Origin of the sequence: Meiothermus ruber DSM 1279 (assembly GCF_000024425.1) — a bacterium.
GTDB classification, from domain to species: domain Bacteria; phylum Deinococcota; class Deinococci; order Deinococcales; family Thermaceae; genus Meiothermus; species Meiothermus ruber.
On the sequence record NC_013946.1, the window covers coordinates 1,370,249 to 1,393,995 of the forward strand.

The 23,747-nt window shown below is 62.9% G+C and carries 25 protein-coding genes; 12 read left to right on the forward strand and 13 right to left on the reverse strand.

Going from position 1 to position 23,747, the window contains the following annotated elements:
- A complete protein-coding gene (gene hpaR, locus MRUB_RS06775; RefSeq protein ID WP_013013617.1) occupies positions 1–486 on the forward strand; it encodes a homoprotocatechuate degradation operon regulator HpaR in 486 nt (161 codons plus the stop codon).
- Here hpaR and MRUB_RS06780 read toward each other — a convergent pair.
- Positions 483–1,055, reverse strand: a complete 573-nt coding sequence (locus MRUB_RS06780; RefSeq protein ID WP_013013618.1) for a GNAT family N-acetyltransferase — start codon at positions 1,053–1,055, stop codon at positions 483–485. The two genes, hpaR and MRUB_RS06780, sit on opposite strands and share 4 nt — an antisense overlap.
- A 175-nt stretch (positions 1,056–1,230) precedes the next feature.
- On the opposite strand from MRUB_RS06780, the gene MRUB_RS06785 reads away from it, so the two are divergent.
- Complete coding sequence (locus MRUB_RS06785) at positions 1,231–3,303, forward strand: ABC-F family ATP-binding cassette domain-containing protein (protein WP_013013619.1); 2,073 nt, start codon at positions 1,231–1,233, stop codon at positions 3,301–3,303.
- A 3-nt stretch (positions 3,304–3,306) separates the two neighbouring features.
- Here the strand turns inward: MRUB_RS06785 and MRUB_RS06790 are convergent, their stop codons facing one another.
- The 6 genes from MRUB_RS06790 to tsaB form a co-directional block, all read right to left on the reverse strand.
- Positions 3,307–3,744, reverse strand: a complete 438-nt coding sequence (locus MRUB_RS06790; protein WP_013013620.1) for a SufE family protein — start codon at positions 3,742–3,744, stop codon at positions 3,307–3,309.
- A gap of 59 nt (positions 3,745–3,803) precedes the next feature.
- A complete protein-coding gene (locus MRUB_RS06795; protein WP_013013621.1) occupies positions 3,804–4,067 on the reverse strand; it encodes a hypothetical protein in 264 nt (87 codons plus the stop codon).
- A gap of 48 nt (positions 4,068–4,115) precedes the next feature.
- Positions 4,116–4,790 (reverse strand): hypothetical protein, encoded by a 675-nt coding sequence (locus tag MRUB_RS06800; RefSeq protein ID WP_235438182.1) that lies wholly within the window; start codon positions 4,788–4,790, stop codon positions 4,116–4,118.
- Between the two features lie 215 nt (positions 4,791–5,005).
- A complete protein-coding gene (rpoD, locus tag MRUB_RS06805) occupies positions 5,006–6,529 on the reverse strand; it encodes an RNA polymerase sigma factor RpoD (protein WP_013013623.1) in 1,524 nt (507 codons plus the stop codon).
- Positions 6,530–6,810: 281 nt separating this feature from the next.
- Complete coding sequence (locus tag MRUB_RS06810) at positions 6,811–7,905, reverse strand: methyltransferase (RefSeq protein ID WP_013013624.1); 1,095 nt, start codon at positions 7,903–7,905, stop codon at positions 6,811–6,813.
- A complete protein-coding gene (tsaB, locus tag MRUB_RS06815; protein WP_235438183.1) occupies positions 7,902–8,432 on the reverse strand; it encodes a tRNA (adenosine(37)-N6)-threonylcarbamoyltransferase complex dimerization subunit type 1 TsaB in 531 nt (176 codons plus the stop codon). The genes MRUB_RS06810 and tsaB overlap by 4 nt, the downstream gene beginning before the upstream one ends.
- A 79-nt stretch (positions 8,433–8,511) precedes the next feature.
- On the opposite strand from tsaB, the gene proC reads away from it, so the two are divergent.
- The 6 genes from proC (at position 8,512) to metG (ending at position 13,797) form a co-directional block, all read left to right on the forward strand.
- Positions 8,512–9,294 carry a pyrroline-5-carboxylate reductase gene (proC, locus tag MRUB_RS06820; RefSeq protein WP_013013626.1) on the forward strand — a complete coding sequence of 261 codons (783 nt, stop codon included), beginning with the start codon at positions 8,512–8,514 and terminating at the stop codon, positions 9,292–9,294.
- A gap of 89 nt (positions 9,295–9,383) precedes the next feature.
- Positions 9,384–9,932 (forward strand): hypothetical protein, encoded by a 549-nt coding sequence (locus MRUB_RS06825; RefSeq protein WP_013013627.1) that lies wholly within the window; start codon positions 9,384–9,386, stop codon positions 9,930–9,932.
- Positions 9,933–9,935: 3 nt separating this feature from the next.
- Positions 9,936–10,424: an adenosine diphosphatase gene (locus tag MRUB_RS06830; protein ID WP_013013628.1), complete on the forward strand. Its 489-nt coding sequence runs from the start codon at positions 9,936–9,938 to the stop codon at positions 10,422–10,424.
- Between the two features lie 97 nt (positions 10,425–10,521).
- Positions 10,522–11,016 (forward strand): thioredoxin-dependent thiol peroxidase, encoded by a 495-nt coding sequence (gene bcp / locus MRUB_RS06835; protein WP_013013629.1) that lies wholly within the window; start codon positions 10,522–10,524, stop codon positions 11,014–11,016.
- A gap of 27 nt (positions 11,017–11,043) precedes the next feature.
- Complete coding sequence (gene rpiA, locus MRUB_RS06840) at positions 11,044–11,730, forward strand: ribose-5-phosphate isomerase RpiA (protein ID WP_013013630.1); 687 nt, start codon at positions 11,044–11,046, stop codon at positions 11,728–11,730.
- A gap of 180 nt (positions 11,731–11,910) precedes the next feature.
- A complete protein-coding gene (gene metG / locus MRUB_RS06845; protein ID WP_013013631.1) occupies positions 11,911–13,797 on the forward strand; it encodes a methionine--tRNA ligase in 1,887 nt (628 codons plus the stop codon).
- A gap of 9 nt (positions 13,798–13,806) precedes the next feature.
- Here the strand turns inward: metG and aroH are convergent, their stop codons facing one another.
- Positions 13,807–14,175, reverse strand: a complete 369-nt coding sequence (gene aroH / locus MRUB_RS06850) for a chorismate mutase (protein ID WP_013013632.1) — start codon at positions 14,173–14,175, stop codon at positions 13,807–13,809.
- A 95-nt stretch (positions 14,176–14,270) separates the two neighbouring features.
- Here aroH and rpmE point away from each other — a divergent pair, with 95 nt between their 5' ends.
- Together rpmE and MRUB_RS06860 are read left to right on the forward strand one after the other, a co-directional pair.
- On the forward strand, positions 14,271–14,498 hold the full coding sequence (gene rpmE, locus MRUB_RS06855) for a 50S ribosomal protein L31 (protein WP_013013633.1): 228 nt from the start codon (positions 14,271–14,273) through the stop codon (positions 14,496–14,498).
- Positions 14,499–14,653: 155 nt separating this feature from the next.
- Positions 14,654–15,256, forward strand: coding sequence for a thymidine kinase (locus tag MRUB_RS06860; protein WP_013013634.1), 603 nt, complete (start codon positions 14,654–14,656; stop codon positions 15,254–15,256).
- A gap of 4 nt (positions 15,257–15,260) precedes the next feature.
- Here MRUB_RS06860 and MRUB_RS06865 read toward each other — a convergent pair whose 3' ends face one another.
- Positions 15,261–15,665 (reverse strand): Hsp20/alpha crystallin family protein, encoded by a 405-nt coding sequence (locus tag MRUB_RS06865; RefSeq protein ID WP_013013635.1) that lies wholly within the window; start codon positions 15,663–15,665, stop codon positions 15,261–15,263.
- A 56-nt stretch (positions 15,666–15,721) separates the two neighbouring features.
- Here MRUB_RS06865 and miaA point away from each other — a divergent pair, with 56 nt between their 5' ends.
- Positions 15,722–16,627 carry a tRNA (adenosine(37)-N6)-dimethylallyltransferase MiaA gene (miaA, locus tag MRUB_RS06870; protein ID WP_169306026.1) on the forward strand — a complete coding sequence of 302 codons (906 nt, stop codon included), beginning with the start codon at positions 15,722–15,724 and terminating at the stop codon, positions 16,625–16,627.
- A 12-nt stretch (positions 16,628–16,639) separates the two neighbouring features.
- Here the strand turns inward: miaA and MRUB_RS06875 are convergent, their stop codons facing one another.
- Genes MRUB_RS06875 through MRUB_RS06885 form a run of 3 tightly spaced genes read right to left on the reverse strand, consistent with a single transcriptional unit; the run spans position 16,640 to position 19,076 of the window.
- A complete protein-coding gene (locus tag MRUB_RS06875) occupies positions 16,640–17,422 on the reverse strand; it encodes a deoxyribonuclease IV (RefSeq protein ID WP_174320989.1) in 783 nt (260 codons plus the stop codon).
- A 14-nt stretch (positions 17,423–17,436) separates the two neighbouring features.
- Positions 17,437–18,036, reverse strand: coding sequence for a septal ring lytic transglycosylase RlpA family protein (locus tag MRUB_RS06880; protein ID WP_013013638.1), 600 nt, complete (start codon positions 18,034–18,036; stop codon positions 17,437–17,439).
- Positions 18,033–19,076 carry a M24 family metallopeptidase gene (locus tag MRUB_RS06885; protein WP_013013639.1) on the reverse strand — a complete coding sequence of 348 codons (1,044 nt, stop codon included), beginning with the start codon at positions 19,074–19,076 and terminating at the stop codon, positions 18,033–18,035. Before MRUB_RS06885 ends, MRUB_RS06880 begins: the two co-directional genes overlap by 4 nt.
- Positions 19,077–19,199: 123 nt before the next feature.
- On the opposite strand from MRUB_RS06885, the gene MRUB_RS06890 reads away from it, so the two are divergent.
- Positions 19,200–19,943 (forward strand): hypothetical protein, encoded by a 744-nt coding sequence (locus MRUB_RS06890; RefSeq protein ID WP_015586567.1) that lies wholly within the window; start codon positions 19,200–19,202, stop codon positions 19,941–19,943.
- Positions 19,944–20,123: 180 nt separating this feature from the next.
- On the opposite strand, the gene ileS is transcribed toward MRUB_RS06890, so the two are convergent.
- On the reverse strand, positions 20,124–23,387 hold the full coding sequence (gene ileS / locus MRUB_RS06895; protein ID WP_197057659.1) for an isoleucine--tRNA ligase: 3,264 nt from the start codon (positions 23,385–23,387) through the stop codon (positions 20,124–20,126).
- Positions 23,388–23,747 lie beyond the last annotated feature (360 nt).

The window sequence follows — 23,747 nt, forward strand, 5'->3', positions numbered from 1 at the left end:
ATGTCCACTGCTTCCCAAGACCCCTCCAGCCGGTTGCTCCGCGACCTCACCCACTCGCTGCCCATGGCCCTGCTGCGCACCCGCGAGGCGGTGGTGCAGCGGTTCAGGGTGGTGCTCTCGAGGCATGGCCTGACTGAGCAACAGTGGCGCATATTGCGGGCGCTGGATGGGCACGAGGGGCTGGAGATATCCCTGCTGGCCGAGCAGTGCCGGATTCTTTTGCCCAGCATGACCGGCATCCTGCGGCGCATGGAGCAGCGGGGCCTGGTGCGCCGCTATGCCAACCAGGCCGATGGCCGCAGCATTCGGGTGCGCCTGACCGAGGCCGCGCAGGCCCTGGTGGAAGAGATCAAGCCCGAGGTGGTGGGGGTGTACGCCGAGATTGAGCGCATTCTGGGCCAGCGCAAGCTCGAGCAACTCTACGCCCTGCTCGAGGAGCTGGAAGCCGGTTTGCTCGAGGGCCAGGGCCGCTCTGGGGCTGTTTAGGCTTGCGGGGAAGAGGTCTCGAGCCGGAGTGTGCTACTAGCAGACTCAAACTCCTCGCGCAGCATGCCGAACAGATGAACGTCTTCCTTGATGCCCTGCCGGGTCTCGTGCTGGCGCAAAACCCCTTCACGCTTGAAGCCCAGCTTCTCCAAAAGACCCAGCATCCGGTTGTTGGAGCTGTGCACCTCGGCGGTGATGCGTTCCAGGCCCAGCTCCCTGAAGGCGTGCTCGAGCATCTGCAGGCCCGCGGCGTACCCCACCCCCTGCCCCCGGTGGCTCTCGTCGCCGATGGCGATGCGCAAGCGGGCCCGCTTCTCCAGCAGATTAACCTCACGCAGATCCACGAACCCCACCAGGTAACCCTCGGGCTGTTCTGGGGTGGTGATCACGATGCCTTTGCGCACCAGGTCGGCCGGGGGGTTGTTGAGCAACCTCACGAACCAGTCCTGCAACTGCTCGGCCGGGAGCCCCACCGGCCAGCCGTTGGCCAGGCAGAAGGCCTCATCCTGGCTCCACTCGAGCACGCGGGGTAGGTCGCTCATGGTTAGCGGGCGCAGGTGCACTTCCATGCCTACACCTTACAATGCGCGCGGTTTACCCAGCGTGAAGCCCGCCATTATTTACGCGGGTTGCTGGGGTTTTATGCTCAGGTTACGCCGGCTGCGCTTTTCAAGAAACGCCGCGCCGCTTCTGGGCCGGGCTTGCTTTGACGTTTCGTTGAGCCCAGGCTAGGCTTGAGGGGCTGTGAGGCAGCCTCGAGTCCTGCTGCGCCTGCACCAAGCCGAAAAAGCCTTCGGTGAGCGGGTTTTGTTCAGGCAGGCCGATTTCTGGATCGAGGCCGGGGAGCGGGCAGCCCTGATGGGGCCCAACGGGGCCGGCAAAAGCACCCTGTTTCGGGTGCTTTGCGGGGAAAAGCCCCTCGACCAGGGCCGCCTGGTGCGCCCAGCCGGTGTGCGGGTTTTCTACCTGCCGCAGGATTTCCGCCCGGCTGGGGGCACCGTCTATGAGCTGGCTTATGCCGTCACCCCTTTGCACCGGGCGGAACTCGAGCTGCGCAACACCCCCCCTGAAAACGCGGGCGAGGTGTGGTCGCGCATCCGTGAGCTGTCGTTCTGGAAAGGCCAGGTCGCCCGCACCCTGGCCGGCTTTGGTCTGGGTGCGTTGTGGGAACAGCCCGTCGAAAAGCTTTCGGGGGGCGAGGGGGTGCGGCTGGGCCTGGCGATGGCCTTCCTTTCCGGGGCAGAGGTGCTGCTTCTGGACGAGCCCACCACCCACCTCGATCTGCGGATGCGCCTGCGGCTGGAAGAGCTGCTGCTGGCCTACCCTGGGGCGGTGGGCCTGATTTCCCACGACCGCGTGCTGGTACGCCGGGTGGCTACCACGGTCTATCACCTGGAGGCCGGCCGGTTGTTTCGCGTACCGGGCGGCTACGCAACGTATCTGCAAGAACGCGAGCGCATCCGCCGAACCCTGGAAAAAGCCCGCCTGGAAGCGCTCAAGGAGCGTGAGCGGCTGACGCAGGCCCTGCCCGACCGCAGGCGGCCGGGTCTGGATCGCCGCAAGAGCGAGAAAGCCCGGCTGCAAACCCGGGCCGAGCGCATCCAGGTGCCCGACCCGCCTCCCCCAGAGCGTCGCTGGAGCCTGGAAATTGCCGCTGAAGGAACACCCCGGCTGGTGCTCGAGGCCAAAAACCTGGAAAAAGCCTATGGCACGGAGCAGGCCGTGCGGAAAGTAATCCGCCAGGCCACCCTGCGCATCTTCCGGGGTGACCGGATTGCCCTCCTGGGCCCCAACGGGGTGGGCAAGACCACCCTGCTGCGCCTGCTTCTGTCCAGGGAGCTGCCCGATGCCGGCGAGCGTACCCAGGGCTACGGGGTGAGCACGGCCTACCTCGACCAGCACTACCACGGCCTCGAGCCCGACCTGCCCCTCTTCGCCCAGTTCGCCGCCCGCTTTGGCGAAGCCCGCGCAGCGGCCCTGCTGGGCCGGATGGGCTTCAGGCCCCCCCACTGGAACGATCCCCCCCGCGGCTTTTCCGGGGGTGAGCGGGCCCGGGCCGGCCTCTTGGTGATGGACGAGCCCACCAACCACATCGAACTCGAGCTGCTGGAGGCCCTCGAGCGGGCCCTGGCCGACTACCCCGGCACCTTGCTGTTCGTCTCCCACGACCGGGAGCTGGTCAAAAAGGTGGCCACCCGTTTCTGGGGCCTGGAGGACGGGGTGCTGGTGGAATACCCCACCTACGCCGAGGCCGAGGCCGCCCTGTTGGGCAAACCGGCCTTGCGGCTCGACCCCTATGGCGAGGTGGCCCTGGAAGAAGAGCCTTCCGAGGAAGCGCAGGATCTCGAGGCCCTGCGCATGGCCCTGCTCGAGCGCTTATACGAACCCCACCAAACCGACCGCGCCCGCCTGCGGCTGCGCGCCGATCTGCTGGCGCTGGAAGAGGCGCTGTACCGGCAGTATGCCCATGAGTTTTTTCGGCCCCACCCCTACCGCTACCGGGTGCGGCAGGCAGGCCTCGAGGTCTTCGCCGAAGAAGAGCTGGGTCTGTGGCAGTTCTGGAGCCGCGAGGAGGTCTGCTGGGGGCAGCTCGCCAACGGGGTGCTGCTGCTGGAAGACTCGCCCAGCCCCAGGCTTTTGCAGGTGGTTTTGCGCATAGCCTTTGAGCTCGAGGGTGCCCAGGTGGTGCGCGTGGGCCGGCAAAGCTACGGCCGTAGCAGCTACCTGAAGCAGTTCACAGGGGCTGCGCCAGTCAGCACCAGGCGCCCGTCTCCTCGCAAGCGGCACAAGGCCAACCAGCGCGCGCCCAAACCCTGATTTTTACCCCTGCGCCTCGCGCACCTGGCGCTTGATGCGGGCCAGCACGGCCTGCAAGCCCCTGAGCCGCAGGGGGGTGATGATCTCTTCCAGCCTGGCCAGGGTATAGAAGTCCTCCGGTACGCCCAGCACCGCCTCGGGGCTTTCGCCCTCCAGCCCTTCGGCCAGCAGTCCGGCGAAGGCCCGTACGGTGGGGGCTTCTTTGGGGGCGTCGAAAAACAGGTGCACCTGGTTGTTCTCGAGCTCGGCGTGCACGAAAAAGGGCGTGGTGCACTCGTGCACCTGCTCGAGCTTGCCCTGCATGCCCTCGGGTAAAGGGGGCATCTTCTTGGCGAACTCCAGCAGCATCTCGGTCTTGATGACTTTCGGTGCGCTGCCGAGGGTTTTTACCACGCTTTGCAGCTTGGGGGGTAGTTGGGCTAAACGCTCTTCAGCGGTCATGGGTCTTAGGGTACCGGCTGGAGGATGAAGGGTCTAGGGTTTTGCCCACCATGCCGGGCTCAGGCGTCCTGCTGGAAAAGCCTGAACAGATCCCGGCCCAGCTCAGCGTAGTTGCGCACGGAGCCGGCCTGGTTGCCGTAGGCCAGGTACAGCACGCGGTGGATGGCCTGGGCGGCCTCTTCCGCAGAGCGTACGAGCGCAAGCTGCTCTACGATCTCGGCCACCACCGGCCCATAGAGTTGCTCCGGGGGGGCCAGCTCGCCCAGGCCCAGGGGGTCGTAGATCTGCAGGTAGGTTTGCACCTGTGCGGCCAGGTCTTGCATACCTACAGCATACCGGTTGGGCCCCTGCGGGGTGCGGGCGCGAAAGCCCTATGGGGCGCTAACAGTAAAATTGGCGCTCTCGCCCAGCGACATATTGAACTGGCCTGAAACCAGCGGCGGATCGTTGGCGATGTTGCTGCTGGCGGCGTACACCTCCACCGCGTACTGGTCGCTGGTGTTGAGGCTCAGGCTGCTGAAGGTGGTGCTGAGCGAGGTGACCCGTGTGCTGGCCACCACGCTACCGGTGGTGCGGTTGACCAGCCGCACCAGGAAGGCACCTGCGCCTGGTACCGGGTTCCAGGAAGCCGTAACCGAACGGGTGGTGGGGTTGTTCCCGATGCTGACGGTGGGCTGGGCCAGGGTGCTGCTGGCGTCTACCTCCACCGGGACCAGCTCGGTCTGTCCGTCTATGAGCGCCGAGAAGGTATAGGTGCCGCTGCTCAGGCTGGGGCTGGGGTTCCAGCCCACCTGCCACCACACCCCTGAGGGGGTGCGGGAGGAGGCGCTTTGCAGGGTAATGCTCTCGCTGTAGCCACCCGGCCCGCTGACGTTCACCGTAATGCTGTTGGGCTGTTGTTGGGGCCGCAGCACCAGCAGATACGACCGCCCGACGCCGGTGGCGTTGTAGGTTCCGATAGAGGCTTGAAGTTTGGCTTGGGGCGGGCTCGAGCACCCACCCAAGAGACCCAGCATTGCGATTCCGGCGAGCAGATAGTGTTTCACTCGTCACCTCGAGCTCGTAGACTAAAACAGAAATGTGAGAGCTGCCCAACAACGCACCCATATCATGGTTCAGATTCAGGTAGCAAGCTCGCTGGACAATCTTGAGCTGGGCTCACCGACCATGAAGCGCTGGTGTTGGTGCTCAGCGAGGGTCTGATTGCAGTAGAAACACCCGACCGCGCGGCCGGGTGTTCGGTGGTTTCTGGGCTCCCGCTTCAGTCCAGGAAGTCCCGTAGCTTGCGGGTGCGCGACTCGTGGTACTTGAGCTTGCGCAGGGCCTTGTTCTCGATCTGGCGGATGCGCTCGCGGGTCACCCCGAAGTAGGCGCCCACCTCTTCTAAGGTGTGTTCCCGCCCGTCAATCAGGCCCTTACGCAGCTTGAGCACCATGGCCTCGCGCTCGGAGAGCTTGCCCAGGGCTTTTTCCAGCTCCTCCGAAAGCATGCTCTGGGCAGCAGAGTCCACCGGCGAGGCCATGTGCTCGTCGGGGATGAAGTCGCCGTAGAAGCTGTCCTTCTCGTCGCCGATGGGGGTTTCCAGGCTCACCGGCTCCTGGGCGATCTTGAAGGTTTCTTCTACCTTCTTGGCGTCCCAGCCGGGTCCCATGGCGTCGGCGATCTCCTCGTAGGAGGGTTCGCGGCCCAGCTCCTGCTGCATTTGACGGGCGGTGCGGGTGAGTTTGTTGATGGTCTCCACCATGTGCACCGGGATGCGAATGGTGCGGGCCTGGTCGGCGATGGCCCGGTTGATGGCCTGGCGAATCCACCAGGTGGCGTAGGTGGAAAACTTAAAGCGGCGCTTGAACTCGAACTTCTCCACCGCCCGGATCAGGCCCTGGTTGCCTTCCTGGATGAGATCCAGGAAGCTAAGGCCGCGCCCGGTGTACTTTTTGGCGATGCTAACCACCAGCCGCAGGTTGGCCTCGATCAGGTGCTGGCGGCAAATCTCGCCGTCGCGTGCGATGTGCAAGTAGCGCTTGACCTCGCGGGGCAGGGCCCGCAGTCGGGCGTCCACCGCTGCGATGGTTTCGGGGTCGATGCGCAGATCGGTGCCGGGAATGCTGGCCACGCGGCTGCTGCCCTGTACCTGGCTGCGCAGGACATGGCGGATGAGCTCGGCGTCTAAACCGGTTTCCTCGGCCAGGCGTTGGGCGGCTGCGACGCCCTCCTCGACCCGGCGGGCCAGGTCGATCTCTTCTTCCAGGGTCAGCAGGGGCACCTGCCCGATCTCGTGTAGGTATTGCCTTACCGGGTCGGAGGTGGAGATGCGGGGGAGGGGCAGGTCTTCCTCGATTTCCTCCTCGGCCTCATCGATGGGCAGGGTGCCCAGCTCGAAGTCCGGCTCCAGCATCTCGATGTCCTCGAGGTCGGCCTCGAGCAACTCCTCCGTGAGATCTTCGTCGGAAAGCGCGGCTGGGGCCAGCCCGCCCCCCTTGCGGGGGGGTGGGGCTATCTCGTCCAGGTCAGGCCCGACCTCCAGATCTTCTTCGAGATCGGGGGGCTCGAGCTCGTCCATGTCAGCGACCAGCTCCTCATCCAGGATATCTTCTTCTGGCTCTGCGACGACCGTACCCTTGGCGCTTTTCGGGCTGCCGGACTTGGGTTTGGAAGCGGCCGTTTTTTTGCCCACGGACTTCGGGGCTGGTTCGACGAGACTGGCCTTTTTGCTCTTGCGAACGGCTTTGCTGGTCTCGGGTTGTTCGGTGGCTTCGGTTGGTTTGCGACTGGGTTTTTTGGACATAGCGCGGTTGGTGGTTGCGGCAAGGGTTTTGCTCAAAGGGCTGCTGGTGGGGCCGGCTTGCTTGGAGGTGGGCTTGCTTGGAGCTGCGGCCTGCTCCGGGCTTGGGCTGCCTGAGCCTTTGCTAGTGGATGGCTTGGAGGCTCGAGGCTGCTGGGCGGCTGTTTTCTTAGAGCCGCCCTTTGCCTGGGATGGGCGGGGGGCACCATTGGCCGGGGTTTTTCCTTTGCTGCTTGTGGCATTTTTGCTCTTGCTCAAGCTCTTCACCTCCCGTTAAGGCCCGGTTACTTATAGGCCACCAACACCTTGTGAGTGTTTACTGCCAGGGTGCGCACGGTGGCAAAACGCGCCTCCAGCAGGGGCTCATAAGGAAGAAAGCGGTTGGCCACAAGATAAAATTTCCCGCCCCTCTCTAGGCGGGCGTGGGCGGCTTCAATAAATGCGATGGCGGTTTCTAACACGACAAGCCCCCCCACGTGAAACGGGGGGTTCGTGATAATGGTAGTAAAGGTCTGGTCTTCTGTCAAGGCCTCGTCCACATCGGAGTGTAGCACGGTGGCCGCCTCGCCCAGGTTCTTCTGGGCGCACAGCACGCTGATCCAGTCGTCTTCCAGCAGGGTGAGGCCCTGGGCCCGGCCCAGCAGTGGACGGCTCAGTGCGCCATAACCCCCGCCGATGTCCAGCACGTGGCCCAGGTCTTGGGGAAGCTCGCGCAGGAGCATGGCGCTACCGGGATCCAAGTGGCCGCCTGAGAAAACGCCGGGCAGATAAGAAAAGGATAGGGTCTTGCCCATGAACGCCCAGTCGAAAGACTGCCAGACCTCGGGCAGGCTGGGTGCGGGCTTTTCTTTTTCCAGCACGGCGACGCGCCAGGCTCCTTCGCGCCGCACCAGCAGGCCGTAGCCCACCCAGGCCTGGGCGAGCTTGAAGTAGTGCGCGAAGCCTTTATCTTTGCTGCCGGCAATCCACAGCCGGCCCCCAGTGCGCAGGGCTCGAGCCGCTCCCAACAGGGCTAGCTCCACGAAGCGGGTACCCCGGTGGGCCGGCAGCACCAGGGCTACGAGATCGGCTGAGTCGGGTTCGGTGGCCCAGGGCAGGCCCCGGGTTACCCGAACCGACGAACCAAAACTGGCTTCCAGGCAGCGCAGGGAGGCCCTCGAGGTCTCGATGGCCTGCACGCGCAGGCCCTGCTGGCGCAGGGCGTGGGTCACCAACCCAATGCCGGGGTTGAGGTCGAGGGCGGACTGACCGTGGGGCTCAAGCACCTCGGCCAGGAGCGTATAGGCGGGATCCTGGCTTCCACGCGCGCCCGGTTTGGTGTAGAGGAAGCCTCCTGGAACGGGGGTTTTAAGCAGGGTGTGGTAGGCCTCGAGGTTCATAGGTAAAGCGGCTCAACCCGCCCGGGTCGGGCCTTTAGCGCGGCCAGGCCCAGGGCAGCGAGGGCCTGGCCCGAAGGGGGCTCGTCGATCGTCATCAGACCGGTGGGCGCCAGCTCGCCGAACCGGGCCCGGTGGGGGGGCTGTACGACCTGAACCTGCGCCCCCTCAACAACATAACAAGCGGCATAGCAAAGCGCGTTGCGGGTGCGCTGAACCACGGTGACCGGCCCCTGGTGGCGCAGGGCCACGGCTTCCAGCGTCTCCACGCCCGCCACGGGAATGCCCAGTCCCCGGGCCAGGCCCAGACCGGCCGCAATGCCCACCCGCAGCCCGGTGTACGAGCCGGGCCCGCGCCCGACCGCTATCCCGGTCAACTCCTTGAGGCTTACCCCGGTTTGCTGCAAGAAGGCCTCGAGCTCCGGCCACAGCACCTCGGCGTGGCGGCGCTCTAAGCGTATGGCGCGTTCGGCGTGGGGGAGTCCCAGCACCAGGTAGGGCGTGGCGGTATCAATCGCGAGCACCAGCACCACCGGAGTATAGCAACACACCAGGCGCCATGGGCGATTCCCCTGTTGGGCCCGCTGGCTTGCTGCTAAACTTGGGGCCATGAAATTGGCTATCGTGGGTGTAGGCAAGATGGGTAAGAGCATTTTAGAAGGTCTGCTGCGGGCCGAGATGCTCGAGCCTGGCGAGATCGGCATCCTCGACACCCCAGAGCGCACCCAGGCAGTGGCGCAGGAGACTGGCGCCAGGCCCCTCCATCTGGAGGACTTGCGACGCTGCGAACGAATACTGCTGAGTGTGCAACCCAAAGACCTGGCCGGCCTGGCCCCCCAGATTGCCCATCCCAACGTGGGCTATATCTCCATCATGGCCGGGGTGTCCACTGCGGTGCTCTCCCGCCGGCTGGGCACCCGGCGGGTGGTGCGCTGTATGCCCAACCTGGCGGCTACCATTGGCAAGAGCTCCACAGCCGTTACCGGCCCCCGCGAGGCCGAGGAGGCGGGTGACCTGCAGTTTGCGCGGGCCCTGTTCGCTACCGTCGGGGATGTCTACGACCTGCCCGAACGGCTCTTCGACGCCTTTACGGGCATGTCGGCCTCGGCGCCGGCGTATGTGGCCGTGGTGGCGGAGGCCCTGGCCGATGGGGGCGTCAAACAAGGCATCCCACGGGCCCAGGCCCTGCGGCTTGCGGCCGATGTTCTGATTGCCACCGGCGAGCTGCTGCGCAGAAAACACCCTGCGGTGCTCAAGGACGAGGTCAGCAGCCCCGGGGGTACCACCATCCACGGCCTGGCTGCCCTCGAGGCCCGCGGTGTTCGCGCAGCCTTGATGGAGGCAGTGGAGGCCGCTACCCTGCGCGGGCACGAACTGGGGAAGGACGAATAGATACGAAGGAAGGCTATGGTCTCGAACGCTGGATGGGGAGGGTGCGCATCGCACCCCGGTTTCCCTAAAAAAGGCGTAGCATTAAGCCGATGAAGCGCTTTGCGATCTTGGGGCTGTTGCTGGTGTGCGCGCTGGCCGCACCAACGGCGTATTATCCCAGTGGGGTGGGCTATTCCTGGACGTATTCCACAGGTATGGAGCAGGTGTTTACCCGCGAGCAAAATGGCCTGCTGGTGTTTGAGCGGCGGCTGGCCAAACAGCCGGTGAGCGCCGATCTGCTTCGCTACACAGACAGCGGTGTGCTGCTCGAGGGTTTATTGGTAGGGCAGGCTGTGCAGCGCTACAGTCCACCCCTGCTGCTATACCCGGCCCCACCCCTGGTGCTTGGACAGGAATGGGGGGGGCGTAGCAGCTTTGGCGGACAGAGTGTGGCCTTGCTGGGGAAGGTTTTGCGTATCGAGGGCGTCAGCGTGCCGGCAGGCCGTTTCAACGCCTACGTGATTCGCACCTCAACCGTTACCAGCGCGGGCGGTAGCCAGGTTATGGAGATTTACTTTGTGCCAGGTGTGGGGGTTGTGCGCTATGCCACCCCCGACGGGGCCACGGTTGACCTGGTGAAGTTCCATGTGCCTAAATAGGGTATGGAACTGCAAATCGTCAGGGTGGAAAAACCCGAAAACCTGAATGTTATCCTGGGCATGAGCCACTTCATCAAGACGGTGGAGGATCTCCACGAGGCCCTGGTTACAGCGGTGCCGGGCATTCGGTTTGGCCTGGCTTTCTGCGAGGCTTCGGGTAAGCGACTGATACGCAAAACGGGCACCTCCGACGAGCTGGTGGAGCTGGCGGTCAAAAACGCCCAGGCCATTGGGGCCGGCCACTCATTCCTGATCGTGCTGGGCGAAGGCTACTTTCCCATCAATGTGCTGCACGCTGTGAAGGCCTGCCCAGAAGTGGTGCGGATTTTTGCTGCAACCGCCAACCCGCTCGCGGTGATTGTGGCCGAGCAGGATGATCAGCGCGGGATTCTGGGGGTTTTAGATGGCTATAAGCCGCTGGGGGTCGAGGCCGAGGAAGACATGCAGTGGCGCAAGGACATTCTGCGCAAATTCGGCTACAAAGTGGGTTAAGCGAGCGACCGATGCGGTTTCTAGGCGGCTACGGAAACCAGGCCCTGCAGCGTAGAGAACATTGCCCTGTAGAGGCCTGGGGTATTATCCGGCTGCTATGCTGAACGTTGGTGACTCCGCTCCAAACTTCACCCTACCCGACCAGGAAGGCAAGCTGCACACCCTCGAGGACTACCGCGGCCGCTGGGTGGTGCTTTACTTCTACCCCAAGGACGATACGCCCGGCTGTACCAAGGAAGCCTGTAGCTTTCGAGACGAAAAAGGCCGCCTGGAAGAGCTGGGGGCGGTGGTGCTGGGGGTCTCCGCCGACGATGTGCAAAGCCACGGCAGGTTTCACGGCAAGTATGGCCTGAATTTCCCGCTCCTGTCCAACCCCGACAAAGAGGTCATTCGCGCTTATGGGGCCTGGGGTAGCAAGACCCTGTACGGCAAGGCCTACGAAGGGGTGATGCGTTACACCTACCTGATCGACCCGGCGGGCCGGGTGGCCCGGGTGTGGAATAAAGTGAAGCCCGATGAGCACGCCCTCGAGGTCGCGGAGGCCCTGCTGGAGCTCCAGCAGCAGAAGGTTGGTGGCAATTCGGTAAGCTAGGGGAGGCCCAGGGTTGGGGCTCCTTCTATGAACGACCAAGAGAACTTCAAACAGCAAGCGGCCCTCGAGGCCGTCAAGTTCGTGCGTTCGGGGATGGTGGTGGGGCTTGGTACGGGCTCCACCGCCCGGTATGCGGTTTTGGAGCTAGGCCGCCGGTTGCGCGAGGGCGAGCTTTCGGATGTGGTGGCGGTGCCTACTTCGGAGGCCACGGCCCGGCTGGCCCAGAGCCAGGGGATTCCTCTGGTGGAGCTCGAGGCCCGGGGTGTTGACCTGGCTATTGATGGCGCCGACGAAATCGCCCCCGATCTCTCCCTCATCAAGGGGTTGGGCGGGGCCCTGCTGCGCGAGAAAATTGTCGAGGCCAACGCCAGGCAGTTCATCGTGATCGCCGACCATAGCAAAAAGGTGGGCCAACTGGGGCGGGGGGTGGTTCCGGTGGAGATTGTGCGCTTTGGCTACCGTGCCACCCTGCAGGCCTTGGGGCGAATGGGGAAGGCCACCTTGCGCATGAACGGAGAAGAATTCTTCTATAGCGACGGAGGCAACCTAATCGCAGATATCGACTTCGGGCCAATTCCGAAGCCTGGAGACCTCGAGGTCGAACTCAAGCGCATTCCCGGCGTGGTGGAGAGCGGCTTATTCATCGGGCTGGCTACGCTGGCAATCGTGGCCGGGCCAGAGGGCCTGGAGTACCTGGGCACCCCACCCCAGTAGGGTGGCGGTGACGGCCGGGCCAGACCTGGTATAAAATAGGCTCGTGGTAGGCTACTGGTTTACCCGAATGATGCGAAAAACCCGACGATAGCAGCGGTGAGGCTATCGGCGGGGCGCGTTTGCGCCCCTTTTTTTAGCAAACTCAATAAAACCGAAACACCAAGCACCAAGGAGTTACCTGTGAGCAAAGTTTTCTACGAGACCGCCGCAATTGACTACGCCAACGCGGCCCCCCATATCGGGCATGTGTACGAGAAAATCATCTGCGATTTTCTGGCCCGGTTTCACCGCCTGGATGGCTACGAAACCAACTTTGTGACCGGCACTGATGAACACGGAGAAAAGATCGCTCGAGCGGCCAAAAATGCCGGCCAGGAGCCCCAGGCTTTTGTGGACTATGTTTCCGAGCAGCTATTCCAGCCAGCCTACAGGCGCCTGCTCATTAGCTACGACGACTACATCCGCACCACCTCGGAGCGCCACAAACGCTACGTACAGGAAATCCTGCGCAAGGTTTATGAGGCCGGCGACATCTACTACGCCGAGTACGAGGGGCTCTACTCGGTGGGCTCGGAGCGCTTTGTAACTGAAAAAGAGCTGGTCAATGGTGTTCTACCGGGCGATTCGGAGCCGCCCATTCTGCGCAAGGAGGCCAACTACTTCTTCCGCATGGAGAAATACCGGCCCTGGCTGATCGAATACCTGTCTGAACACCCCGACCTGATCCAGCCCCAGGCCTACCGCAACGAGGTGCTGGAGATGCTCAAAGAGCCGATTGGCGACCTTTCCATCTCGCGCCCCAAAGACCGCGTGCCCTGGGGCATTCCCATTCCCTGGGACGAGAACCACGTCACCTACGTGTGGTTCGATGCCCTGCTGGCCTACGCCTCCTCGCTGGCCAGCCGGGGCCTTTTTGAGAAATTCTGGCCCCACGCCTGGCATGTGATTGGCAAAGACATCCTCAAACCCCACGCCATCTTCTGGCCCACCATGCTCAAGAGCGCGGGCCTGCCCATCTATAAGCGCCTGGTGGTGCACGGGCACATCCTGGCCATGGATGGTCGAAAGATGGGTAAGAGCCTGGGGAACGCGGTAGACCCCCTGGCCTTGCTGGACAAGTACGGTGTGGACGCGCTGCACTATGCCCTACTGCGCGATACCACCCTGGGGTCGGATAGCCCCTTTGGCGAAGAGGTTGTGGCGCAACGCCTGAATTCCGATCTGGCCAACGACCTTGGCAACCTGCTCTCGAGGGTGCGCACCATGCTGCTCAAGTACTGCGGTGGTATCATTCCTGCCCCTTCCTCGCCGGATTCCGAGGTGGCGCGCGCCGGGGTTGCCCTGGCCGGGAAGGTGCGCAAGGAGGTGGATGCCCTGCGGATTCACCTGGCTTTGGAGGAGGTGCTGCAGTACGTTCGGGGCCTGAACAAGTTCATCAACGATGTAAAACCCTGGGAGCTGGCCCGTGATCCTGGCCGGCAAAAAGAGCTTGAAGACGCCCTTTACACCGCGGTGGAAGGCCTGCGGATTGCCAGCGTGCTTCTGGAGCCGGCCCTGCCAACCAAGGCCAAGGAGCTGCGGGCGGCTTTAGGGCTTGGCGACTACACCCTCGAGCAGACCGAGACCTGGGGGCTTTCCCCGGCAGGCACGCGCATACCCGAGGAGGCCCCCATTCTCTTCCCCAAGCTCGAGGCCAAAACCGAGAGCGCACAGGCCAAAACCGAGCCCCAGCCGAGCAACGGTCTGATCGGCATAGACGATTTTGCCAAGGTGGACTTCCGGGTGGCCGAGGTGCTCAAAGCCGAAAAGCACCCCAAGGCCGACAAACTGCTGATCCTGACCCTCAACGTGGGCGACCACACCCGGCAGGTGGTCTCGGGCATTGCCCAGTACTACACCCCCGAAAGCCTGGTGGGTAAAAAGCTGGTGCTGGTAGCGAACCTCAAACCCGCGGTGCTGCGTGGGGTGGAGTCGCAGGGCATGATTCTGGCCGGGGAAGACGCCCAGGGCCGAATTGTGGTGATCACGCCCGAGCAAGACCTGCCTCCGGGCGCAAAAGTGCGCTAGTGCCTACCCTTACTGCGCGCTCTCGAGGTCGGGGCGCAGGCGCACCGCCTCACGCAGGTATACGTGCTTGACCTGTTTTTGCGGCAGATCGGTGTTCCATAGCATCATCACCCGTATAACCCTGGGTAGCGCGCCCGGCACTGGAATCTCGCGGGAGTTGATGAGCGGAACCATCTGCATGCCCAACTGCCGCGCGGCCTCGGCTGGAAAAGCGGCCCGCAGGTCGTCGGTTAGCGTGAAAAACATGGCCCCAATGCTATCGAAATCGGTGATCTGGTTGACCTCGAGCATCTTTTGCAACAGCTCGCGGGTAGCGCTCAGGATGGCTTCCCGGCTATCCTCTTCAACTGTGATGGCGCCACGAACTCCTCGCATCATGGTGTGCGCGATTTTATACTAGCTTGCCCTTCCCGCCTAGACCTGCTATATTTAGCAAGTTGACAGCACGGCAAAATCCGTGCCCAGGAGAGACTATGAAAGAGAAAATTCACCCCAAGCTGGTTCCCTGCAAGATCATCTGCAACGGTGAGGTGGTCATGCAAACCTACAGCACCAAGCCCGAGATTCACGTGGAAGTCTGGAGCGGTAACCACCCCTTCTGGACGGGCCAGCAGCGCTTTGTGGATACCGAGGGCCGGGTTGAGAAATTCCAGAAGAAGTTCGGAGGAACCTACGGCAAAAAGGCCGCCTCGAAACGCTAATTGCTTGCATGAAAGGGCAGGTGGACGGGGTTCTACCTGCCCGATTGATTTTTGGGTAAATCGGCCCGCTCGGTGACAACGATTCACCTTACCGATAAAAACACAGCGCTTTTGGGCTTGCCAAGGGTAGGATATCCTAGGCTCCGGTTATGAGCATGCCCCATCTTCCGCATCATCAGGGTTGGATAGAAGTCGTGGTTGGGCCGATGTTCTCCGGCAAGTCGGATGAACTGATTCGGCGTGTCAAGCGGGCCCTGATTGCCCGCCAGCGGGTGCTGGTATTTAAGCCGCGCCTGGATGACCGCTACCACGCCTCCGATGTCTTTAGCCACGACGGCCGACGGGCAGAGGCCATCGCTGTGCGCGATGCCGCCGAGCTTAGGGCGCACCTATCCGACCCGCTGCCCGACGTGGTGGCCGTGGATGAGGCCCAGTTTTTTGATGCGGGCCTGGTGGCGCTGGTGTTGGAACTGGCGGATAGGGGGGTGCGGGTAATTTGTGCTGGCCTGGATATGGATTTTCGCGGTGAGCCGTTCGGCATCATGCCCCAATTGCTGGCCCGGGCCGAGTATGTGGAGAAGCTTTTTGCGGTGTGTCCGGTGTGTGGGGCCCCGGCAACCCGCACCCAGCGCTTTGTGAATGGCAAACCGGCCCGCTACGACGACCCGGTAATTCTGGTCGGCGCCAGCGAGGCCTACGAGCCGCGCTGCCGCAAGTGCCATACCGTGGTGACCAAAGAAGTACAGGAGATTCTTTAGACTCCTATTTTTTGCCTCTGCGGGGGGTTTTACGTGCTTTTTGCAGCACCAGCTCGAGCACACCCCCCTTGAGTGAGGCCTGGGCGCTGCCCGGCACAATGGCCTCGGGTAGGGTTAGGGTGCGGCGAAATGCCCCGGAGGGGCGTTCCTGGCGGTAGAACCCTCCTGGCTGGGGGTGGCGTATTCCGGCCAGGGTGATGGTCTGCCCCTCTTCCTTGAGCTCGAGGTCTTCGTTTTTCACGCCAGGCACATCCACCAAAATACGAAAATGATCGTTCTCATCAATTATATCGACCGCCGGCACCCACTCGCCCAGCGCTTCCTTGGAGGCGAACCGCCGCGAGAGCTCGTCGAGCTGCTGTCGAATGGTTTGCAGGCGTTCAAGCGCATCGAAGCGTTCAATGGTCATGGTCTCGAGAATATCATGACTTCGATTGGGGTAACTGAGCTATGGATTGCGCTGCCCTGCCCATCATTCCAGTCCTGACCGGGCCTACCGGAACCGGAAAAACCGAGCTGGCCTTGCGCCTGGGCAGGCTATTTCCCCTGGCGGTGATTTCGGCCGACGCCAGCATGGTCTACCGGGGGATGGATATCGGCACGGCCAAGCCCAGCCAGGCCCAGCGTGAGGCGGTCAAGCACCACCTGATCGACGTGGTATGGCCAGACCAGCGCTTTAGCGTCACAGATTTTATTCACCTGGCCGAAGAGGCCATTCAGGAAACGCTGGCACAGGGCCAGGTGCCGCTGGTGGTGGGGGGTACCGGCTATTACATCCGCGCGCTTTCAGAGGGCATGCATACGCTGCCCGAGCCCGATTCGGAAGTACAGGCGGAGCTCTGGAAACTCGTCGAAAGGCAGGGGATTGAACCCCTGCTCCAAGAGCTCGAGCGCGCCAGCCCCGAGGACGCCCAGCGGGTGCAGCGCAACCCCCGTCGTTTGGTGCGGGCTGTGGAGGTGCTGCGCCGTACCGGGCTGCCCCCGGCCCGGTTTCCTAAGCGCGTGCCCCGCTTCCGCTACCGCAAGCTGGTGCTGTGGCCTGACTGGGCCTGGCTCGAGCCCCGCCTGGAGCTACGGGTGGCGGGCATGTTTACACAAGGCCTGGTGCAGGAGGTCGAAGGCTTGCTGGCTGCATACCCCCAGATGCCCACGGCGCTGCAGGGTATCGGCTACAAGGAGGTCGCCGGCTATTTGAGGGGTGCGTATGGCCTGGAAGAGGCGCGAAAAGCCATCATCCGCGCCACGCGGGCCTATGCCAAACGCCAGTACACCTGGTTTCGTAAAGAGCCCGGCGAGGTCACTTTCCTGCCGCACGGCGGCGACGAAGCCTGGCCGGGTGTGCTCGGCTGGTTTCGGCAGGCCCTCGAGTAACAGCCATGCCTCCTAGGGGTGGGCCAGCCACTCCCTCAGCACCCGCAGGTTGTGGGCGTCTTCCTGTGCACCACGGGGGGTTTCCAGGATAAAGACCTTGTCGCGCAGCCTGGCATCCAGGGCAAAGCGGCGGAGTTCCGGCCCGATCCGGCCCTCCATTAGATTGGCGTGGTGGTCGATCTGGGCGCCCCGCTCGCCCACCGAGTCGTTGAGGTGAATTACCGGAACCCGCTCCAGGCCCACCAACCGCTCGAGCCCGTCCAGGGCCTCCTCGAGGTGATACCCTGCGGCAAAGGCGTGGCAGGTATCGAAGCAAACCCCCAGCCGGGTGCCCTCGATCATCTGGGCCAGGGTATCCAGGCGAGCCCCCAGTTTTTCGCCGCCTCCGGCGGTGTTCTCCAGAAGCAGGCGGGGCCCGCTTTGACTTAGCTGGGCCAGCTCGAGCGCCCGGAGGGCGTTGGCCCGGGCTGTCTGGGCCGATCCCGAGCCTGGGTGTACCACCACATACTGGGCCCCCAGCGCCTGGGCTTTGGCCAGATCGTCGGCCAGGCTGAAAACGCTTTTTTGCCCTAGCTCGCCTTCGGCAGCCAGGTTTACCAGGTAGGAGGCGTGAATGACTGTGGGCAGACCACCCAGGTTTTCCTTTCGGGCCCTGAAGCCCTCTACTTCACCCGGTTTGAGGTTGCGCGTTTTCCAACTGCGCGGGCTCTTGGCGAAAATCTGGACGGCGCCAAGCCCCAGCAGCTCGGCTTCCTGGGCTGCGCCGGCGATGCCGAGTTTGCCGGCGATGGACATATGAAAACCGTACTTCACTTAAGCCACTCCACTCGTACCAGCACAACCCCGCTTTGGTGCATCCCGATCAGGCGGGCAGCAGCATAAGATAGGTCGATAATGCGGCCCCGGATGTGAGGGCCCCGGTCGTTGATCCGAACCACCACGCTCTTGCCGTTTTGCAGGTTGGTCACGCGCACCTGCGCATTGAAGGGCAGGGTGCGGTGGGCTGCGGTCAGATGGTATTTGTTGAAACGCTCGCCGCTGGCGGTGCGGCGCCCATGAAAGCGCGCCCCATACCAAGAGGCCAGGCCCTGTTGAACCAGTCGAGGGGCGGGGGTGCGCACTTCCAGCGGGGCTTTTGGCAGGGGTAGAAAGACCCATGCGGGGGGTTCTTCGGTGGGTTCGGGTAGTGGAAGAACTTCCAGGTTCATGGGATCCCAGGCCGAGGTTGGAATGTTGAGCTGCAGACCCGCTGGTAATGGGTCTTGAATCAGCCCGTTGAGCAGTATCAGCTCGGACACGCTCACCTGAAACAGCCGCGCGATGCGCTCGAGGGTGTCACCTGGTTGCACCACATAGCCCTGGGCCCAGGCCAGACCGCCCAGCAGCAGCAGCGATAGCCAGCGCTTCATAGCTCCATCAGATGCTTTGGGCTTCTGGATAGCACCTCGTGGCCCTGCTCGGTGACCAGCACCAGGTCTTCGATACGGCAGCCGCCGAGGCCCGGGATGTAGACGCCGGGCTCAATGGTTATCACCTGGTTGACCTCGAGGACATCCTCCGAAGCCTGGCTCAGGCTGGGGGCTTCGTGTATGAACAAGCCCACCCCATGCCCCAGGCTGTGGGTGAAGTGTTCCCCGTAGCCAAGCTGCTTTAGATGCGCTCGAGCCAGTGTGTCCAGCTCGCGACCGGTTTTGCCGGGGGCGACGGCCTCCAGCGCCAGGGTCTGGGCTTCCAGCACGGCCTGGTAGATGCTGCGCAACTCGTTCGAGACCTGGCCCACCGCCACCGTACGGGTCATATCGGAGCAGTAGCCCCCAATCACACAGCCGAAATCCAGCGTAACCAATTCCCCCGCCTGGATAATGCGGTTGCTGGCGCCCCCGTGGGGCATGGCGCTGCGTTCCCCCGAGGCCACGGTGGTGCTAAAAGCCAGCCCTTCGGAACCATTTTTCCGCAGGAAGAACTCCAGCTCGAGGGCCACCTCAATTTCCCGTACCCCTGGCTTGATGTAGGGCAGAATGTGGGAGAAACCCTGATCAGCCAGATGGGCCGCCCGCCGGATCTGCTCAATTTCCTGGGGGCTTTTTCGGCGGCGCAGCCGTTCAAAGACACCGCTGGTGGGTACGAACTCGAGGTCCGGGAAATCCTGCCGGAACCCCTCCAGGGCAGCCACGCTCAGGTGTTCGGCCTCGATGCCCACCCGGCCCCGGAAAAACTCGGCTAGCAGCTTGTTCATCTCGGCACGGTTGAGCAGGATGCGGTATGGGAAGCGCTGTTGGGCGGCCTCTACCAGATAGCGGCCGTCGGTGATAAGGGTGGGGCCGTCCTGGGTAATGACCACTTTGGCATCCTTGCCCTCTACGAAACCAGATAGGTAGCGCACGTTGTGGGGGTTGGAGACAAAAAACGCGTCGAGGTTCAGATCGGCAAGCAAACCTTGAAAGTCCACGAGGGGAACTTTACCCTACCGGGCTGTTTCTGGGCGAATACTGTTTTCACAAAGTGATTATCGTGAAAAGCTCTACATAAACTCATAGAAACAAAACCGCTTCGTGCTAAGGTCATCGGCAGGATGATCAAGCGTATAGCTGCTTTGGCGTGGATGGTTGGGCTGGGCCTGGCATGGGCCCAGGTTTCACCCGAGGCCGCGCAGCTCCTCGAGCGCGCGCGCAGCGTTCTAGGGGGTGCGGCCCTGGCTAACCTCAACACCTATCGTGAGGTGACGACCAATATCTACTACCTGCCCGACGGTAAAGAGGAGAGCCGCATCGTAACCTTGCTGCTGGTGGACTTTAGCAACCGGCGCGTCCGCCTTGAGCTTTACGACCCCGAGAGCCTGGGCTCCTCCAACCCCATCCCGCTGGCTTTGCAGCAGTACAGTCCCCAGGAAAGCTTCTTTTGGAGCCGCGAGACCTCCTTGAGGCCCCTTCCACAGAATCAGCGGGAGATTTTGCGCTCGAGCCTCTACACCGGCTGGCTGGGCCTCAAATATGGCAGCAGCAATCGGGAGCGGGCCAGCGTGACCCCGGGCAGCCTACGAAACCAGGCCGGACGCCTGCTTACCGTGAGCACCCAGGGCTGGGTCAGCACCTACCTGCTCAACCCCGATGGGCTGTTGCTGGGTGAGCGCCTGGATATTCCGGGCGTGGGCGAAAGCATCACCTTTTTCACCAACTACCGATCGGTGCAGGGGGTGCGCCTACCGCACAATTGGGAGAACTACGTGGGGGGTGTGCTGGCGGCGCGGGGTGAGGTGATGGAGGTGGAAATCAACCCCGTTCTGGGCGAGGTCGATTTTTTCAAACCGGCCCGCTAGTGCTTGCTGCTTTGAACCTTCTCGCGGCGCGGCCTTTGGTGCGACTTTTTTGATTCTCGTAGCGAATGATGAAAATTGCCCCAGACCTGTGGGGCCATCGATTTTGTCGCCGCTTTGCTGTGCCTTGGGGGCCCGGTAAAGCGGTTCCTGCCGGGCCTACCAGCAGGAACCGCTTCAGCCCTAGGCCTTGCTCAGACCAAACTTGACGGAGCCCTCTTCGTCGGACAGCTCGGTGATGAAACCGGCCGGTTCGCCTGGCTCCAGGGAAAGGGCCAGGGTTTCTTCCTGAAGCCTCGAGCCAAACCTAGCCAAGGACTGCGCGTACTTGCCCTCGGCCTGGTAGGTTAGATGGATGCGATCCGAAACGTTCAGGCCCATATCCTTACGGGCTTGCTGCACCAGCCGGATCAGGTCGCGGCTGAGCCCCTCGAGCAGCAAGTCTTCATCGAGGCGAACCTCGAGCGCCGCCATATAACCCCCCTCCTCCTGGGCAGCAAAGCCCTCGGGCGAGAGGGCCTCGAGCAGCACCTCCGCAGGCTCCAGCACGATGCGCTCGCCCTCGAGCTCCAGGCTCAAACCCCGCCCTGCTTTGAGGGTTTGCGCCACCATCTGGCTATCGAGCTCGGCCAGGGCGGCCCGGATGGCCGGAACCCGCTTGCCATACTTCTTGCCCAGCAGCGGGAGGTTGGGGAGCACCCGGTAGGTTAGCAACTCCTCGCCCAGGCCCAGCACCTCTACCTGCTTCACGTTCAGCTCTTCCGCAATTTCATCGGCAAAGCGGCGCAGACCGGCCAGCTCGGCCTCGCTGGGGGCGGTGACCAGCACCCTGGGCAAGGGCATGCGGGTCTTGATGCCGCTGGTGGCTCGAGCCCCTCGAGCCAGGCCCACAACCCTCACCACCGCACCCATCTGGGTTAGAAGCGTCGAGTCAATCAGATCGGAATTGGCCTGGGGCCAGTCCGAAAGGTGCACCGACTCGGGGGCCTCGGGCTGAATCGAGCGCACCAGGTTTTGCCACAGGGCCTCGGCGATAAACGGCGTGAACGGTGCGGCGAGCTGGGTCACCGTGACCAGGGCCTCCCACAGGGTGGCATAGGCCGATTCGCGGTCGGCGGGGTTCTCGTTTTTCCAGAAGCGCCGGCGGTTGCGCCGCACGTACCAGTTGGATAGCTCCTCCACAAACTGCTCGAGGGCTTTGCCGGCCCCCCGGGCGTCGTAAGCATCCAGGGCAGCCGTGACCTGCTGGATGAGCTGTTGCTGGCGGGCTACCAGCCACCGATCCATCTCGGGACGCTCCTGCACAGCGGGGCGCTGGTTCAGGTTGGGCCTGTCTAGGTTGGCGTACAGCACAAAGAAACCGTACACATTCCACAAAGTGCCCAGAAAACCCCGCTGGGCCTCCTGCACCAGGCGCTCGGAGAAGCGCTTTTGCTCCCCTGGTTCCGAACCGGTGAACAGATACCAGCGCACCGCGTCGGCCCCGTACTTGTCGAACATGGGCAGGGGCTCCACCACGTTGCCCTTGCTTTTGGACATCTTGTGGCCCTTCTCGTCCACCAGGTGGCCCAGGCAGATGACGTTTTTGAAGCAGGGCTGGTCGTACAGCAAGGTCGAGATGGCGTGCAACGAGTAGAACCAGCCGCGGGTCTGGTCGATGGCCTCGCAGATGTAGTCGGCGGGGAAGTGCTTGCGCCACAGCTCGAAGTTGGCCTCAAAGCCGGGCAGCGGCTTGCCGTCCTGGTCAACCATCAGGTGCCACTGGGCGTAGGGCATGGCCCCCGAGTCGAACCAGACGTCGAGCACCTCCGGCACCCGGCGGAAGGTTTTGCCGTTTTTGACAAAGGTAATTTCATCCACGTAGGGGCGGTGCAGGTCGAGGTCGCTCAAGTCGCGGCCGACCAGCTCGGAAAGCTCCCGCACGCTGCCCACGCAGATGTACTCCGAGCCATCCTCCGAGACCCAGAAGGGCAGCGGCGTGCCCCAGTAGCGCTCGCGGCTGATGGCCCAGTCCACGTTGTCCTTGAGCCAGTTGCCGAAGCGGCCGTGCTTGATGTGCTCGGGAATCCAGTGGATTTTCTCGTTGTTGTCGTACAGGGCCTGGCGGAAGTTGGAGGTTTTGATGTACCAGCTCGGCTTGGCGAAGTACAGGATGGGGTCGCCGGTGCGGTCGTGGAAGGGGTAGCGGTGGCGGATCTGCCCGGCATGGTACAGCAACCCGCGCTCCTTCATGATGCGGATCAAGCCCTTATCAGCATCTTTGAAAAACTTGCCGCGCTCGTCGGTAACCTGCATCAGGCCGTACTCGTTGGTGCCAAAGAGCAAGGGCGTGCCGTATTGGCGGGCCAGCTCCAGGTCTTCAGCCCCGTAGACTGGGGCCTCGTGGGCAATCCCCGAGCCGTCCTCGGCGCTCACGAAGTCGGCCAGGGCGATAAAGTGCATCACCGGCCGGCCATCGGGGCGCTTTTCCCCTTGCTGCTGTACCACGCCCAGCTCCACGCACACCTCGGGGAAGGGGGGGGTGTACTCCCACCACTCCAGATCGGCGCCCTTGAGGTGTGCGATCACCTCGAGCTCCTCCTTGTGCAGCTCTTTGAGCCGCTCCACCGCCTCGGTGGCAAAAATCAGGTGGCCCACCGAGGGCGACCGTACCACGGCGTAGTCCATCGCTGGGTTCACAGCGGCCATGGTGTTGGAGGGCAGCGTCCAGGGGGTGGTGGTCCAGACCAGAATAGCCAGGTTTTCTAAATCCTCGAGCCGCACCCCCTGGGCCTGGAGTTTTTCCCGTACCGCGGGCGGGGTGGTCTCGAGCTTCAAGGGGAAGCGCACATACACGCTGGGGTCGTCCACTTCCCGATAACCATCGGCAATCTCGTTTTGCGAGAGGGTGGTGGAGATGCGGGGCGAGAGCGGCACCACCTTGTAGTCCTGCACCACCATGCCCTTATCCCACATGCGCTTGAGCAGGTTCCAGACCGACTCGATGTAGGAGTTGTGGTAGGTCACGTAGGCGTTCTCGAGGTCCAGCCACATGCCCATGCGCTCGGTGAAGTAGTTCCAGTCCTCGATATTGGCGAAAACCCACTCCCGGCACTGCTTGGTAAACTCGGCGATCTCCTGGCTGTTCAGGGCTTTGCGGCCCAGCACGCCCAGCTTTTTCTCCACCGCAATCTCTACCGGCAGGCCGTGGGTGTCCCAGCCCCCCTTGCGGGTGACATGGTAGCCCTGCATGGTTTTGTAGCGGGGGAAGATGTCCTTGAAGCTGCGGGCCAGCACATGGTGCATGGCTGGCTTGCCGTTGGCGGTGGGGGGGCCTTCGTAAAAGACAAACTCGCCCTTGGGTGCGGCTTTTCGATCCGACTTGGCAAAAATTTGATTCTCACGCCAAAAAGCCAGTACAGCTTCTTCCAGTTTGGGGAAATTGGTCTCGGTCACCTCTTGAAACAGCTTTTTTTCCTCCACCATAACCTGGTTCCTTTCTGAGGGCGGGTCACAAATAAAAACCGCCCGACCTGTGACCCAAAGTTCCTCAGGTGCGGACGAGAAGCTCGGCTCGAGGTTTCCCGCGTTACCACCGCACTTCCTGAATATCGCCGATGCTCGCAACAGCTTCTTCGACTTTATTCAGGCCCTCATCTGCGCTGTTCCGGGCGCACCCGCTGGGTTCTACTCAGGCCCGCTGGCCCTTTCTTCCCAGGCTGCCTGGGGTGATCCTCGGCTTTCAGGTTGCCGCCTGGCTCACACCCTCCCAGGCTCGCTGTATGGGCTTTGAAAGCCTACCTGTCCCCAGCTCTTTACACCGGCTGA

Bases quoted from the DNA above. Each gene is read 5' to 3' on its own strand.
- hpaR (WP_013013617.1), top strand. From the start codon at position 1: ATGTCCACTGCTTCCCAAGACCCCTCCAGCCGGTTGCTCCGCGACCTC.
- MRUB_RS06780 (WP_013013618.1), bottom strand. From the start codon at position 1,055: ATGGAAGTGCACCTGCGCCCGCTAACCATGAGCGACCTACCCCGCGTG.
- MRUB_RS06790 (WP_013013620.1), bottom strand. From the start codon at position 3,744: ATGACCGCTGAAGAGCGTTTAGCCCAACTACCCCCCAAGCTGCAAAGC.
- MRUB_RS06795 (WP_013013621.1), bottom strand. From the start codon at position 4,067: ATGCAAGACCTGGCCGCACAGGTGCAAACCTACCTGCAGATCTACGAC.
- rpoD (WP_013013623.1), bottom strand. From the start codon at position 6,529: ATGTCCAAAAAACCCAGTCGCAAACCAACCGAAGCCACCGAACAACCC.
- MRUB_RS06810 (WP_013013624.1), bottom strand. From the start codon at position 7,905: ATGAACCTCGAGGCCTACCACACCCTGCTTAAAACCCCCGTTCCAGGA.
- proC (WP_013013626.1), top strand. From the start codon at position 8,512: ATGAAATTGGCTATCGTGGGTGTAGGCAAGATGGGTAAGAGCATTTTA.
- MRUB_RS06825 (WP_013013627.1), top strand. From the start codon at position 9,384: ATGAAGCGCTTTGCGATCTTGGGGCTGTTGCTGGTGTGCGCGCTGGCC.
- MRUB_RS06830 (WP_013013628.1), top strand. From the start codon at position 9,936: ATGGAACTGCAAATCGTCAGGGTGGAAAAACCCGAAAACCTGAATGTT.
- bcp (WP_013013629.1), top strand. From the start codon at position 10,522: ATGCTGAACGTTGGTGACTCCGCTCCAAACTTCACCCTACCCGACCAG.
- rpiA (WP_013013630.1), top strand. From the start codon at position 11,044: ATGAACGACCAAGAGAACTTCAAACAGCAAGCGGCCCTCGAGGCCGTC.
- aroH (WP_013013632.1), bottom strand. From the start codon at position 14,175: ATGATGCGAGGAGTTCGTGGCGCCATCACAGTTGAAGAGGATAGCCGG.
- rpmE (WP_013013633.1), top strand. From the start codon at position 14,271: ATGAAAGAGAAAATTCACCCCAAGCTGGTTCCCTGCAAGATCATCTGC.
- MRUB_RS06860 (WP_013013634.1), top strand. From the start codon at position 14,654: ATGCCCCATCTTCCGCATCATCAGGGTTGGATAGAAGTCGTGGTTGGG.
- MRUB_RS06865 (WP_013013635.1), bottom strand. From the start codon at position 15,665: ATGACCATTGAACGCTTCGATGCGCTTGAACGCCTGCAAACCATTCGA.
- MRUB_RS06875 (WP_174320989.1), bottom strand. From the start codon at position 17,422: ATGTCCATCGCCGGCAAACTCGGCATCGCCGGCGCAGCCCAGGAAGCC.
- MRUB_RS06880 (WP_013013638.1), bottom strand. From the start codon at position 18,036: ATGAAGCGCTGGCTATCGCTGCTGCTGCTGGGCGGTCTGGCCTGGGCC.
- MRUB_RS06890 (WP_015586567.1), top strand. From the start codon at position 19,200: ATGATCAAGCGTATAGCTGCTTTGGCGTGGATGGTTGGGCTGGGCCTG.